The sequence below is a fragment of the Pseudomonas sp. NFACC32-1 genome, assembly GCF_900101215.1.
Classification (GTDB): domain Bacteria; phylum Pseudomonadota; class Gammaproteobacteria; order Pseudomonadales; family Pseudomonadaceae; genus Aquipseudomonas.
In genome coordinates, this window is record NZ_FMUL01000001.1 from 620733 (window position 1) to 633769 (window position 13037).

The 13037-nt window shown below is 63.0% G+C and carries 12 protein-coding genes; 9 read left to right on the forward strand and 3 right to left on the reverse strand.

The window, feature by feature from the left end; translation table 11 throughout:
- Positions 1 to 166 precede the first annotated feature (166 nt).
- The 8 genes from BLP99_RS02730 to BLP99_RS02765 all read left to right on the forward strand — a co-directional run bounded on the left by BLP99_RS02730 (position 167) and on the right by BLP99_RS02765 (position 6807).
- Positions 167 to 1015, forward strand: a complete 849-nt coding sequence (locus BLP99_RS02730) for a transporter substrate-binding domain-containing protein (protein WP_072394406.1) — start codon at positions 167 to 169, stop codon at positions 1013 to 1015.
- A gap of 54 nt (positions 1016 to 1069) precedes the next feature.
- Positions 1070 to 1732 (forward strand): amino acid ABC transporter permease, encoded by a 663-nt coding sequence (locus BLP99_RS02735; RefSeq protein ID WP_072394409.1) that lies wholly within the window; start codon positions 1070 to 1072, stop codon positions 1730 to 1732.
- Between the two features lie 9 nt (positions 1733 to 1741).
- Positions 1742 to 2404, forward strand: a complete 663-nt coding sequence (locus BLP99_RS02740; protein WP_072458480.1) for an amino acid ABC transporter permease — start codon at positions 1742 to 1744, stop codon at positions 2402 to 2404.
- Positions 2401 to 3192 (forward strand): amino acid ABC transporter ATP-binding protein, encoded by a 792-nt coding sequence (locus BLP99_RS02745; RefSeq protein WP_072394415.1) that lies wholly within the window; start codon positions 2401 to 2403, stop codon positions 3190 to 3192. Before BLP99_RS02740 ends, BLP99_RS02745 begins: the two co-directional genes overlap by 4 nt.
- A gap of 40 nt (positions 3193 to 3232) precedes the next feature.
- Positions 3233 to 3619, forward strand: a complete 387-nt coding sequence (locus BLP99_RS02750; protein ID WP_072394418.1) for a RidA family protein — start codon at positions 3233 to 3235, stop codon at positions 3617 to 3619.
- Positions 3620 to 3716: 97 nt separating this feature from the next.
- Complete coding sequence (locus BLP99_RS02755) at positions 3717 to 4481, forward strand: IclR family transcriptional regulator (RefSeq protein ID WP_092179633.1); 765 nt, start codon at positions 3717 to 3719, stop codon at positions 4479 to 4481.
- Between the two features lie 39 nt (positions 4482 to 4520).
- On the forward strand, positions 4521 to 5738 hold the full coding sequence (locus BLP99_RS02760) for an amino acid deaminase (protein ID WP_092179635.1): 1218 nt from the start codon (positions 4521 to 4523) through the stop codon (positions 5736 to 5738).
- 154 nt (positions 5739 to 5892) lie between these two features.
- On the forward strand, positions 5893 to 6807 hold the full coding sequence (locus BLP99_RS02765) for a sugar kinase (RefSeq protein WP_092179637.1): 915 nt from the start codon (positions 5893 to 5895) through the stop codon (positions 6805 to 6807).
- A gap of 58 nt (positions 6808 to 6865) precedes the next feature.
- Here BLP99_RS02765 and BLP99_RS02770 read toward each other — a convergent pair whose 3' ends face one another.
- Entirely contained in the window at positions 6866 to 7141 is a 276-nt protein-coding gene (locus BLP99_RS02770; RefSeq protein ID WP_003182808.1) for a peptidylprolyl isomerase, read from the reverse strand.
- Positions 7142 to 7187: 46 nt separating this feature from the next.
- Positions 7188 to 9725: a hybrid sensor histidine kinase/response regulator gene (locus BLP99_RS02775; protein ID WP_072394431.1), complete on the reverse strand. Its 2538-nt coding sequence runs from the start codon at positions 9723 to 9725 to the stop codon at positions 7188 to 7190.
- Positions 9726 to 9848: 123 nt separating this feature from the next.
- Here BLP99_RS02775 and BLP99_RS02780 point away from each other — a divergent pair, with 123 nt between their 5' ends.
- Complete coding sequence (locus BLP99_RS02780) at positions 9849 to 10964, forward strand: PilT/PilU family type 4a pilus ATPase (RefSeq protein ID WP_072394434.1); 1116 nt, start codon at positions 9849 to 9851, stop codon at positions 10962 to 10964.
- Positions 10965 to 11069: 105 nt separating this feature from the next.
- Here the strand turns inward: BLP99_RS02780 and BLP99_RS02785 are convergent, their stop codons facing one another.
- The gene (locus BLP99_RS02785) at positions 11070 to 13025 is read right to left on the reverse strand and encodes an acetoacetate--CoA ligase (protein ID WP_092179639.1); all 1956 of its coding nucleotides are present in this window, start codon (positions 13023 to 13025) and stop codon (positions 11070 to 11072) included.
- Positions 13026 to 13037: the final 12 nt, after the last annotated feature.

The following is a 13037-nucleotide window of genomic DNA, read 5'->3' on the forward strand; positions in this document are numbered from 1 at the left end:
TCCGCGAGCGTTCCCGGGCACTCGGTTCTTCCAACCTCCTGATTTCAATCGCTTTCCATTTTTTATCAAGCGTGACTGCAAGCCTGTGGCACACTTTCTGCTGTCTATTCCGTTGTTACATACCAAGTTCCGCTATAACGGAATAAACTCACCTGGAGTGCTTGCCATGCAATGCCGACCTTCCTTGTTCAAAGCGTGTGTTTTTCTCTTCGCGGCCACGACGGCCGCCATGGGTGTCGCCCAGGCGGCTGACAGCAAGCTGGACAGCGTGCTGCAACGCGGGAAATTGATCGTGGGCACGGGCAGTACCAATGCGCCGTGGCACTTCCAGGGAGCGGATGGCAAGTTGCAGGGTTTCGATATCGATATCGCACGAATGGTCGCCAAGGGCCTGTTCAATGACCCGGAGAAAGTCGAGTTCGTGGTGCAGTCGTCCGATGCGCGGATTCCCAACCTGCTGACCGACAAGGTCGACATGAGCTGCCAGTTCATCACCGTCACCGCCAGCCGCGCCCAGCAGGTGGCCTTCACCTTGCCGTACTATCGCGAAGGCGTCGGCCTGCTGCTGCCGGCCAACAGCAAGTACAAGGAAATCGAGGACCTGAAGGCGGCCGGCGACGACGTCACCGTGGCCGTGCTGCAGAACGTGTATGCCGAGGAACTGGTGCACCAGGCGCTGCCCAAGGCCAGGGTCGATCAGTACGACAGTGTCGACCTGATGTACCAGGCGGTGAACTCCGGCCGCGCCGATGCCGCCGCCACCGACCAGTCTTCGGTCAAGTACCTGATGGTGCAGAACCCCGGCCGTTATCGCAGCCCGGCCTACGCCTGGAGCCCGCAGACCTATGCCTGCGCGGTCAAGCGTGGCGACCAGGACTGGCTGAACTTCGTCAACACCACCTTGCATGAAGCCATGACCGGTGTGGAGTTCCCCACCTATGCCGCGTCGTTCAAGCAGTGGTTCGGCGTGGAACTGCCGTCGCCGGCCATCGGCTTCCCTGTTGAATACAAATGACCCTGTGAGCCCGGGGCGCCACTTCCAGGCGCCCCGTCGAAGGTACTGCCGACCATGAATTATCAGTTGAACTTTGCCGCCGTCTGGCGCGATTTCGACACCTTGCTGGCGGGGCTCGGGCTGGGGCTTTCCCTGGCGCTGGTGTCGATCGCCATCGGTTGCGTGATCGGCCTGGCCATGGCGTTCGCGCTGCTGAGCAAACATCGTGTCCTGCGGGTGCTGGCATCGGTGTATGTCACGGTGATCCGCAACACGCCCATCCTGGTGCTGATCCTGTTGATCTACTTCGCCTTGCCGAGCCTGGGGGTGCGCCTGGACAAGCTGCCGTCGTTCGTCATCACCCTGTCGCTGTATGCCGGGGCCTACCTGACGGAGGTGTTTCGCGGCGGGCTGCTGAGCATTCACAAGGGCCAGCGCGAAGCGGGGCTGGCCATCGGCCTGGGCGAATGGCAGGTGAAGGCCTATGTCACGGTGCCGGTGATGCTGCGCAACGTGTTGCCAGCCTTGTCGAACAACTTCATCTCGCTGTTCAAGGACACCTCCCTGGCGGCGGCGATCGCCGTGCCGGAGCTGACCTATTACGCGCGCAAGATCAACGTGGAGAGCTACCGGGTGATCGAAACCTGGCTGGTGACCACGGCCCTGTATGTCGCGGCCTGTTACCTCATTGCCATGGTGCTGCGCTATTTCGAGCAGCGCCTGGCGATCCGCCGTTAGGAGTGTTCCATGTACGAATCCCCCAGTTGGTTGCATGAGTTGTGGGTCGCCCGGGACACCCTGTGGAGCGGTTTCCTGACCAGCGTACAGTGTTCGGTGCTGGCGATTTTGCTGGGCACCTTGATCGGCCTGGTTGCCGGTCTGGTGCTGACCTATGGCCGGGCCTGGATGCGCGCGCCGTTTCGTTTCTACGTCGACCTGATCCGTGGCACGCCGGTATTCGTGCTGGTGCTGGCCTGCTTCTACATGGCTCCGGCCCTGGGCTGGCAGATCGGTGCGTTCCAGGCGGGAGTCCTGGGCCTGACGCTGTTTTGCGGCTCCCACGTGGCCGAGATCGTGCGCGGTGCCTTGCAGGCCTTGCCCCGTGGACAGATGGAGGCGAGCCAGGCCATTGGCCTGACGTTCTACCAGGCCCTGGCTTATGTGCTGTTGCCCCAGGCGCTGCGGCAGATATTGCCGACCTGGGTCAATTCTTCCACCGAGATCGTCAAGGCTTCGACTCTGTTGTCGGTGATCGGTGTGGCCGAGCTGCTGCTCAGCACCCAGCAGATCATCGCCCGGACTTTCATGACCCTGGAGTTTTACCTGTTCGCCGGTTTTCTCTTTTTCATCATCAATTACGCCATCGAGCTGCTCGGTCGGCATATTGAAAAGCGGGTGGCCTTGCCATGACTGACGTTTCGACCTCATCCCATTCCCAGCCATTGCTGGATATTCGCGGCCTGCGCAAGCAATACGGCCCGCTGGAAGTGCTCAAGGGCGTGGACCTGAGCATGCAGCGCGGCAACGTGGTCACGCTGATCGGCTCCAGCGGTTCGGGCAAGACCACGCTGCTGCGCTGCGTGAACATGCTGGAAGAATTCCAGGGCGGACAGATTGTGCTCGACGGCGAATCCATCGGCTATGACGAAGTCGACGGCAAGCGGGTGCGCCACCCCGAGAAAGTCATTGCCCGGCATCGCGCGATGACCGGCATGGCGTTCCAGCAGTTCAATCTGTTCCCTCACCTGAGCGCATTGCAGAACGTCACCCTGGGTCTGCTCAAGGTGAAAAAACTGCCCAGGGACGAAGCCGTCGCCCTGGCCGAAAAGTGGCTGGACCGAGTGGGCCTGCTGGAACGGCGCAATCATTTTCCCGGTCAGTTGTCCGGCGGTCAGCAACAGCGTGTGGCGATTGCTCGGGCGATCGCCATGAACCCCAGCCTGATGTTGTTCGACGAAGTCACCTCGGCACTGGATCCGGAGCTGGTGGGCGAAGTGCTGAACGTGATCAAGGGCCTGGCCGAGGACGGCATGACCATGCTGCTGGTGACCCACGAAATGCGTTTCGCCTTCGAGGTTTCCGACAAGATCGTATTCATGAACCAGGGACGCATCGAAGAACAGGGCCCACCGAAAGAGCTGTTCGAGCGCCCGCAATCACCGCGCCTGGCGGAATTTCTGAAGAACACCCGTTTTTAATCCATTGATCTTTTGATTCAGCAAGCAAGGAGAACCACTGATGAGCATCAAGCGCTACGGGACCGGCAGCACCGCGGGTGGCGGGCAGCCACGGCCATTCGCCCGCGCCGTCGAGGCCGACGGCTGGCTGCATGTGTCCGGACAGGTGCCAGCGGTGAACGGCGAGATCGTCGCCGGCGGGATCGTCGAGCAGACGCACCAGACCATGAAGAACCTGATCGCCATCCTCGAAGAGGCCGGTTACGAGCTCAAGGATGTGGTGCGCTGCGGTGTGTGGCTGGATGACCCGCGTGACTTCTGGAGTTTCAACAAGGTGTTCGGCGAATACTTCAGCCCCGAGCACGCCCCGGCCCGGGCGTGCGTGCAGGCGAGCATGATGGTCGACTGCAAGGTCGAGATCGATTGCATCGCCTACAGGAAAAAATGAGGTCCTTGTGGCGAGGGGATAAATCCCCTCGCCACAAGAGCTGTGGACAGGCCGTGGTCTGGTTACACTCGCGGCGAACTGATTGGGAACCGAAGACATGACCGAAGACACCATCAAGCGCCGGGCCCGAGGACTGGATCGGGCGTTCGATATCCTCGATTTCCTCAAGGAAATCGGCCAGCCGCTGCGTCCCAACGACATTGCCAGTGGCATCGGCAGCCCCAAGTCCACGGTCTACGAGCTGGTGGCGTCGCTGCTGGAGCGGCGCATCCTCGAACCGGTGGGCAAGGAAGGCCACGTTTACCTGGGCCGCCAGTTGTATTTTCTCGGACAGGCGCACCTGCGGCACTTCGATCTCAGCCGCGAGGCCGATCACGTCTTGCAGGAGATCGTCCGCCAGACCCGGGAAACCGCACAGATGTGCCTGCTCAACGGGCGCAAATACACCGTGGCGCTGATGAAGGAAGGCGAGCGGCATTTCCGTATTTCATCGGACATCGGCGAAAACGCGCCCATTCCCTGGACGGCCTCGGGCCGTCTGCTGCTGGCGCACCTGAGCGACCAGCAGATCGTCGACCTGATCGATCCCGACGACTTCATCCTGCCGGATGGCGAGCGCCTGCCCCTGGAGCAGTTCCTCAAGGAAATCCGCCAGGCCGGCCTCGATGGCTTCTTCTCCTTCGACAGTGTCGCCGACACGTTTACCCACTGCTTCGCCGCACCGGTCAAAGACCCGGACGGCGTGGCCATCGCGACCCTGTGCATCGTCGCCCCTCGGGCCGATGCCAGGAACAACTACGCCGACTACCGCCGGGTGCTGATCGAAAGCGCCAACAACCTGGCCCGTCGTATCAATGAATAGATCGTCGCGGCTGATCGCGGCCGCGTGAGGAGTTCGAACATGTCTTCTGCCATCCATGACGCTGTCGTCGAAAAGGGGGCCGCCACTGTCGGCCAGCACTTGCTGCGTGATGTCAGCCTGCCGGCACTGGTGCTGCATCGCGAGGCGCTGGAGCACAACATTCGCTGGATGCAGGCATTTGTCAGCGACAGCGGTGCCGAACTGGCGCCCCACGGCAAGACCAGCATGACCCCCGGGCTGTTTCGCCGCCAGCTCGAGGCCGGTGCCTGGGGCATGACGCTTGCCACCGCCGTACAGACCCGTGCCGCCTACGCCCATGGCGTGCGTCGGGTGCTGATGGCGAACCAGTTGGTGGGCACGCCGAACATGGCGCTGATTGCCGACCTGCTGGCCGATCCGGCGTTCGAATTCCACTGCATGGTGGACCATCCCGACAATGTTGCGGACCTGGGCGCGTACTTCGCTTCCCGCGGTGCGCGGCTGAACGTGATGATCGAATACGGCGTCGTGGGCGGTCGTTGCGGCTGCCGGAGCGAGGCCGAGGTGCTGGCCCTGGCCGAGGCGATCCAGGCGCAACCGGCGCTGGCGCTGACCGGTATCGAGGGTTACGAAGGCGTGATTCACGGCGACCATGCCGTCAGCGGCATCCGCGGATTCGCCGAGTCCCTGGTGGGCCTGGCGATGCAGTTGCAGGACAGCGGCGCGTTCGCCATCGACAAACCCATCATCACGGCTTCGGGGTCGGCCTGGTACGACCTGATCGCCGAATCCTTCGAAGCCCGCAATGCCCATGGCCGTTTCCTCAGTGTGCTGCGTCCCGGCAGCTATGTGGCCCATGACCACGGCATCTACAAGCAAGCGCAGTGTTGCGTGCTGGAACGGCGCAGCGACCTGCACGAAGGCCTGCGTCCGGCCCTGGAGGTCTGGGCCCACGTGCAATCGCTGCCGGAGCCGGGTTTCGCGGTGATTGCCCTGGGCAAGCGCGACGTGGCCTACGATGCCGGGCTGCCGGTGCCGCTCAAGCGCTACAAGCCCGGGTCGGACGCGGTGGCGGGTGACGACGTCAGCGGTTGCAAGGTGACGGCGGTGATGGACCAACATGCGTTCATGAGTGTGGCGGCGGGGGTTGAGCTGCGTGTGGGCGACATCATTTCGTTTGGTACTTCACATCCGTGCCTGACGTTCGACAAATGGCGGGTAGGGTGCCTGGTGGATGACCAGTTGCGGGTGATCGAGAGCATGGAGACTTGCTTCTAAGGCTTGAGATCGAGTCGCGGCTGTCGCGAGCAAGCTCGCTCCCAACAAGGGGATCGAGGCGATCACAGCGCTTGTATTCACAACAAGCCGTTGTGGGAGCGAGCTTGCTCGCGATAGCGGCCTGGCAGACACCACCGAACCATCAGGATTACCCATGAACCACCCCAAACCCCGCATCGCCCTGATCGGCGAATGCATGATCGAACTGCAACAGCGCGCCGACGGCAGCCTGCTGCAAAGCTTCGGCGGCGATACTCTGAACACCGCGGTGTACCTGTCCCGCGCCATGGGTGACAGGGGCGCGGTGGATTACGTCACCGCCTTGGGCGACGACAGTTTCAGCGATGCCATGTGTGAGCGCTGGGCCGAAGAAAACATCGGCCTGCAACGGGTCCAGCGCTTGCCTGGACGCCTGCCGGGTCTGTATTGCATCCAGACCGATGCAGCGGGCGAGCGGCGATTCCTCTACTGGCGCAACGAAGCGGCGGTGCGCGATTGCTTCACCACGCCGGCCGCCGCACCGATCCTGGCGGCATTGCCGGATTACGATGTGCTGTATTTCAGCGGCGTCACCCTGGCGGTGCTCGGGGAGCAGGGGCGAGGCAAACTCGTCGAAACCCTGGTCGAAGCTCGTCGACGCGGGGCCCAGGTGGTGTTCGACAATAATTACCGGCCAAGACTCTGGGCTTCGATCGAGGCGGCGCGGGCGGCGTATCGCAGCGTCCTGCCCTATGTGGAACTGGCCCTGCTGACGGTGGAAGACGAGCAGGCACTGTTCGGGTATGCGGACACTGACGCGGTATTCGCCGCCTATGGGCAGTTCGGTACGCCGGAAGTGGTGCTCAAGCGCGGTGCCGAGGCGTGTCTGATTCGTTGCGATGGCAAGTCTTATGAGATTCCCGCTCAACGGGTCGAGCGTGTGGTGGACACCACGGCGGCGGGAGACTCATTCAGTGCCGCCTACCTGGCGAGCCGTTTGCTGGGGGGGACTGCGGCGGAGGCGGCGGAGGCGGGGCATCTGTTGGCGAGCCGAGTGATCCAGGTGCCCGGGGCGTTGATGCCAGAATAACCAGTGGCGCACTGTACCTGTGGGAGCAAGCTCGCTCCCACAAGAGCAGGTTCGAGTTTCAATCCCGGTAGAAAACCTGCACCAGGTGATAGCCGAACTTGCTCTTGATCGGCCCATGCACCACTCGCAGCGGCTTCTTGAAAATCACCGCATCGATCACCCCGACCATCTGTCCCGGTCGCACTTCACCCAGGTCGCCGCCGCGTTTGCCCGAAGGGCAGGTGGAATACTTCTTGGCCAGCACATCGAAGGCTTCGCCCTTGGCGATGCGTTGCTTGAGCTGTTCGGCCTCTTCGGCGGTTTTCACCAGGATATGGCGGGCTTGGGCTTTCATTGCAGCGGCGACCTGAGGGTTGGTGGGGCGGCGATTATGCCTCAAGTCAGCCGCTGCGGCTGATCATCGTCCGAATCTTGTTGGCCAGCAGGTCAAGGGTGAAGGGCTTGGCCACCATGTCCATGCCTTGATCCAGGAACCCCTGGCGTTCAGCGGCTTTCTGCGCATAACCGGTCATGAACAGCACCTTCAGCCCGGGTCGGTGCTGACGGGCGATTTCCGCCAGCTGACGACCATTCATGCCAGGCAGGCCGACGTCGGTGACCAGCAGATCGATGCGTTGGTTCGATTCCAGCAGTGGCAGGGCCACCTTGGCATCCTCGGCTTCCAGCGCGGCGTAACCCAGGGTTTTCAACAGATCGAGCACCAGCATTCTCACCGCCGGTTCGTCTTCCACCAGCAACACGGTTTCCCCGGCCATCGCCGCCGGCGCGTCGATGGTCACGGCCTGGGCGGGTTGCTCGGTGTGAGCGATGTGCAGTCGCGGCAGGTACAACTGCACCCGCGTGCCTTGCCCTGGCACACTGTCCAGGCTCAGGTGCCCGCCCGACTGTTGGGCAAAGCCGTAGATCATCGACAATCCCAGGCCGGTGCCCTGGCCGATGGGTTTGGTGGTGAAGAACGGGTCGAAGGCCTTGGCCATGACGGAAGGGGTCATGCCGCTGCCGTTGTCGCTGACGGCGATCATCACATAGTCCCCGGCCTTGACCGGTTCCAGGGTGCTGATATCGCTGCCGTCGAGGTAGATGTTGGCGGTTTCGATGGTCAGTTCGCCGCCATCGGGCATGGCGTCACGGGCGTTGATCACCAGGTTGAGCAGGGCGTTTTCCAGTTGGCTGGCATCGGTGCTGATCGGCCACAGCTCGGCGGCCAGTTGCAGTTTCAGCACGATGTGGTCGCCGGTGGTACGGCTGAGCAGGTCTTCGAGCGAGCGCACCAGGTCGTTGGGGTTCAGCGGCTTTCGGTCCAGGGACTGGCGCCGGGAAAAGGCCAGCAGTCGATGGGTCAGGGCGGCCGCGCGGTTGGCCGAGGACATGGCCGCTTCGGTAAAGCGCCCGATCTCGGCGGCGCGACCATTGGCGATGTAGCGCTGCATCAGGTCGAGGCTGCCCAGGATGCCGGTCAGCATATTGTTGAAATCATGGGCGATGCCGCCGGTGAGCTGGCCCACGGCTTCCATCTTCTGGGCGTGGCGCAGGGCTTCTTCGGCACGTTCGCGTTCGAACATCTCGTTTTGCAGGCGATGATTGGCTTCGGCCAGCTGCTGGGTGCGGGCGATGACCCGCTCTTCCAGCGTTTCGTTGAGGTGCCGCAGGGCTTCCTCGGTTTTCTTGCGTTCGGTCTCGTCGATCACAAAGATGTAGAACCCGTTCACCGCACCGTCCGCGCCATGACGGGGCAGGTAGTTGATCAACGCGTGACGCGGCCGGCCGTCGCGGTGGGAGGTCTGCACGGCGAAACTGCAGGGTTTGCCCGCCAGGGCGCCGGCAATCTGTTCGGCACGCGCGGCGTAGGCCTCGTCACCGAGTACTTCGCGAATGGTCTTGCCATACAGCTCCTGGGGCGTGAGGCCGTACCAATCCAGATAGGCGCTGTTGTTCAGGCGGAAACGCTCTTCGTGGTCCACATAGCTGATGAGCACCGGCATGGCATTGATGATCAGCTGCAACTCGGTCTGGCTCTGGCGCAGGGCCTGTTCGGTGCGCTTGCGTTCGGTCAGGTCCAGGGCCGCGCCGAGGAAGCGCTTGGGTCGGCCGTGACGGTCCTTGTAGCAACGGCCGCGCACGAATACCCAGCGCAATTGGCCGTCAGGCTGCAGCAGGCGGTACTCCTCGGCGTATTCGCTGCCGTGGGTGATGCAGTGCTTGATACTGCGGGCCACCATGGCCCGGTCTTCGGGATGCACGCCTTCGAGGTAGGCGCTGATGGGCAGATGGCGCGCCAGGTTCGGATCGACACCATGGAGCAGGGCAAAATGGGCGTCGGCGATGAAGCGGTCTTCGCTGATGTCCCAGTCCCAGGTCCCCAGCGCGTCGGCTGCGGCCAACGCCAGTTGCAGGCGCTCTTCGCTTTCCTGCTGGGCCTTGAGGCTGGCCTGCGAACGCCGCTCGAATTCCAGGGCCAGGCGGCGTCGCTCACTGGTCTCGATGGCAGTCACCAGGATTCCCGCCACGGCGCCGCTTTCGTCGTGTACGGGGCTGTAGGTCATGTCCAGCCACAGGTCGCACAGGCGGCCGGCGAAGGGCAGGCGCCAATGCTGGTCGCGGCAGGTGTGCGTGCGGCCTTGTGACACGCCGTGGTAAATCGGTTCGGTCACGCTTCGCAGTTCAGGCCATGCCGCATGGGTCGGCTGGCCGAAGGCCTGGGGATGCTTGTCACCGGCCAGCCGGGAAAATGCATCGTTGTAGATCTGCACCCGTTGCGGCCCCCACAACAGGCTCATCGGCATGGGGGAGTGGAGCACGATGTCCACGGCGGTGCACAGGCTCCGGGGCCAGGTCTGGGTACTGCCCAGCGGGGTCGAGGCCCAGTCCATCCGGGCGAGCAGATGCTGCGTACCGCTGCCGACGGGTGTTGCGTTCATCATGCAATCCCTGGGTGTGGTGCCGCGTCGACTATTCTCTGAAAAAGGAAAGCGCGGGTTGGTCTGAAAGATTGCAGGTTCGGGTCAACTTGTCTCATTGATGTCTCGCGGAAGTTTCAGTCCATGGAAATCGATCCCTTGTTGCGAATCCTGGCGAGCCAGGATGGCTCCGATCTCTACTTGTCCACCGGCGCGCCGCCTTGCGCCAAATTCGAGGGCGTGCTCAAGCCATTAGGCAACCAGCCATTCAAGGTCGGCGACATCGCCAGCCTCGCCGAGTCTTTGATGGACGCCGAACAGCGCCTTGAGTTCGATCGGGAACTGGAAATGAACCTGGCGATTTCCCTGGCCGGTGTCGGGCGGTTCCGGGTCAATATCTTCAAGCAGCGCAATGACGTGTCGATGGTGATACGCAACGTCAAGCTGGATATCCCGCGCTTCGAAGACCTGAAGTTGCCCCGTGTGCTGCTGGACACCATCATGCAGAAGCAGGGCCTGATGCTGTTCGTCGGTGCGACGGGGTCAGGCAAGTCCACGTCCCTGGCGGCCTTGATCGATTACCGCAATCGCAACAGCAGCGGCCATATCATCACGATCGAGGATCCGGTGGAGTATATCCATCGCCACAAGAAGTCGATCATCAATCAACGTGAAGTCGGTGTCGACACCCGCAGCTTTCACGCAGCCCTCAAGAACACCTTGCGCCAGGCACCGGACGTGGTGCTGATCGGCGAGATCCGCGACCGGGAAACCATGGAACATGCCCTGGCCTTCGCCGATACCGGGCACCTGGTGATATCCACGCTGCATGCCCACAACGCCAACCAGGCCCTGGACCGGGTGATCAATTTCTTTCCCGAAGAGCGCCGGCCGCAGTTATTGAACGACTTGGGCAACAACCTCCAGGCGTTCGTTTCCCAGCGCCTGGTGCGTACCCGCGCCGGGCAACGGCGGGCAGCGGTGGAGGTCATGCTGGGTTCGCCCACGGTGGCCGACCTGATCCGGCGCAACGAACTGGGGGAGCTCAAGGGCATCATGGAAAAGTCGGAAGAACTGGGGATGCAGACGTTCGACCAGGCGCTGTTCAACCTGGTGGTCGAAGGGGCCATCGATGAGGAAGAAGCCTTGAAGAATGCCGACTCGGCGAACAATCTGCGGTTGCGTCTGAAATTGCATGCCGAGTCGGGCTCCACGCCACCGGCTGATCCGGCGGCGGGTGAATGGGGGCTTATGGATTGATCGGGTTTTATCGTTCGTCGCGAGCAAGCTCGCTCCCACCGTGGATCTCCAGTGACTGGCAGCCCCCCTGTGGGAGCGAGCTTGCTCGCGATGAGACCCTGACGATCAGCTCGCAAGCTCCGGTCGGTCACGAAACTGCTCAAGGGCCTCGGGATTGGCCAGTGCATCGGTGTTCTTCACCGCCTCGCCATGCACCACATTGCGCACTGCCAGCTCGACCACCTTGCCGCTGATGGTCCGGGGAATGTCGCTGACCGCCAGGATCTTAGCCGGGACATGGCGTGGCGTGGTGTTGGCGCGGATGACCTGGCGGATCCGTTGTTCCAGAGGTTCATCGAGCTGGACACCGTCGCGCAAGCGCACGAACAGCACCACCCGCACGTCGCCTTGCCATTGCTGGCCGATGGCAACGCTGTCCAGTACCTGCTCGACTTTTTCCACCTGCCGATAGATCTCCGCAGTGCCGATGCGCACGCCGCCAGGGTTGAGCACCGCGTCCGAGCGCCCGTGGATCAGCCAGCCACCGTGGGGCAGTTCTTCGGCGTAATCCCCCTGGGACCACACGCCGGGAAACTGGGCGAAGTAGGACGCCCGCAGTTTTTCCTGTCGGGGATCGTTCCACAGACCGATGGGCATCGCCGGGAAATGCCGGGTGCACACCAGCTCGCCTTTTTCTCCGATCACGGGGCTTGCCGTCTCGTTCCAGACCTGCACCGCCATGCCCAGGCTCTTGCCCTGCATCTCGCCCCGGCGCACCGGTGCCAGCGGGTTGCCATTGACGAAGCACGACACGATGTCGGTGCCGCCGGACATCGAGGCCAGGCAGACATCGGTCTTGAAGTCGCGGTACACATAGTCGTAGCTGTGAGGCGCCAGTGCCGAGCCCGTGGAGAGAATGGTTTTCAGGCTGCGCAGGTCGTGGCTGCGCCGGGGGGCCAGGCCCTGGTTCTCCAGCGCGGCCAGGAACTTGGGGCTGGTGCCGAACACGCTGATGCGTTGCTGGTCGATGAGGTCCGGCAATCGTTCGGGGCCGGGGTGAAACGGCGAGCCGTCGTAGAGCACCACCGTGCTGCCGACGGCGAGGGCGGACACCAGCCAGTTCCACATCATCCAGCCGCAGGTGGTGTAGTAGAACAGGCGATCCTCGGGACCGAGGTCGACATGCAGGCCATGCTCCTTCATGTGTTGCAACAGTACGCCGCCGGTGCCGTGGACGATGCACTTGGGGACGCCGGTGGTGCCGCTGGAGTAGAGGATGTACAGCGGATGGTCGAACGGCACGCTGACGAACACCGGGTCGCCGCCGGGCCGGTAGAAATCGTCCCACAGCGCGACGCTGGCCTGGGTCCTGAAGTCGGCGACGCGGGTGTCCGGCGTGGCATAGGGCAGCACGATCAATTGCCGCAACGAGGGCAGCCGTTCGAGGATTTCGTTGACCTTGGGCCGCTGGTCGATGGTCTTTGCGGCGTAGCGATAACCGGCGCAGGTGATGAGCACCTTGGGCTCGATCTGACCGAAGCGGTCGATGACGCCCTGGGTACCGAAGTCCGGTGACGAGCAGGACCAGATCGCCCCCAGGCTGGTGGTGGCGAGCATGCCCACCAGGGTCTGCCAGGTGTTGGGCATGCAGGCGGCGACCCGGTCTCCCTGGCAGACACCGGCAGCCTGCAGGCTTCTTTGCAGGCCGGCGACGTGAGCGGCGAGTTCGGCCCAGGTCAGTCGCTCCTGGTCTCCGCGCTCATCGATGGCCACCACGGCCACGCTCGGGTCCCGACGGCGCAGCAGGTGTTCGGCGAAGTTCAGCGTCGCGCCAGGGAACCACCGGGCGCTGGGCATTTTCGGGCCTTCCACCAGCACGGCGGTGGGCGGGTGGTGAAAGTGGATCTCGAAGAAATCGACGATGGCCTGCCAGAAGGCCTCGCGCTGATCGATGCTCCAGGCGTGCAGGGCTGGATAATCGTCGAGTTGCAGGTGATGCCGTCCGTTGACGAACAGACGAAAGGCGTTCATGCGCGACTGGGCGATGCGTTCGGGGCTGGGTTGCCAGAGGATGTCGGACATGGGAGAGCCTCT

What these genes read in the sequence shown, in the direction of transcription:
- BLP99_RS02730 (WP_072394406.1), top strand. Translation starts at nt 167, where the DNA reads ATGCAATGCCGACCTTCCTTGTTCAAAGCGTGTGTTTTTCTCTTCGCG.
- BLP99_RS02765 (WP_092179637.1), top strand. Translation starts at nt 5,893, where the DNA reads ATGAACCACCCCAAACCCCGCATCGCCCTGATCGGCGAATGCATGATC.
- BLP99_RS02780 (WP_072394434.1), top strand. Translation starts at nt 9,849, where the DNA reads ATGGAAATCGATCCCTTGTTGCGAATCCTGGCGAGCCAGGATGGCTCC.
- BLP99_RS02785 (WP_092179639.1), bottom strand. Translation starts at nt 13,025, where the DNA reads ATGTCCGACATCCTCTGGCAACCCAGCCCCGAACGCATCGCCCAGTCG.
- BLP99_RS02740 (WP_072458480.1), top strand. Translation starts at nt 1,742, where the DNA reads ATGTACGAATCCCCCAGTTGGTTGCATGAGTTGTGGGTCGCCCGGGAC.
- BLP99_RS02770 (WP_003182808.1), bottom strand. Translation starts at nt 7,141, where the DNA reads ATGAAAGCCCAAGCCCGCCATATCCTGGTGAAAACCGCCGAAGAGGCC.
- BLP99_RS02745 (WP_072394415.1), top strand. Translation starts at nt 2,401, where the DNA reads ATGACTGACGTTTCGACCTCATCCCATTCCCAGCCATTGCTGGATATT.
- BLP99_RS02775 (WP_072394431.1), bottom strand. Translation starts at nt 9,725, where the DNA reads ATGAACGCAACACCCGTCGGCAGCGGTACGCAGCATCTGCTCGCCCGG.
- BLP99_RS02735 (WP_072394409.1), top strand. Translation starts at nt 1,070, where the DNA reads ATGAATTATCAGTTGAACTTTGCCGCCGTCTGGCGCGATTTCGACACC.
- BLP99_RS02750 (WP_072394418.1), top strand. Translation starts at nt 3,233, where the DNA reads ATGAGCATCAAGCGCTACGGGACCGGCAGCACCGCGGGTGGCGGGCAG.
- BLP99_RS02760 (WP_092179635.1), top strand. Translation starts at nt 4,521, where the DNA reads ATGTCTTCTGCCATCCATGACGCTGTCGTCGAAAAGGGGGCCGCCACT.
- BLP99_RS02755 (WP_092179633.1), top strand. Translation starts at nt 3,717, where the DNA reads ATGACCGAAGACACCATCAAGCGCCGGGCCCGAGGACTGGATCGGGCG.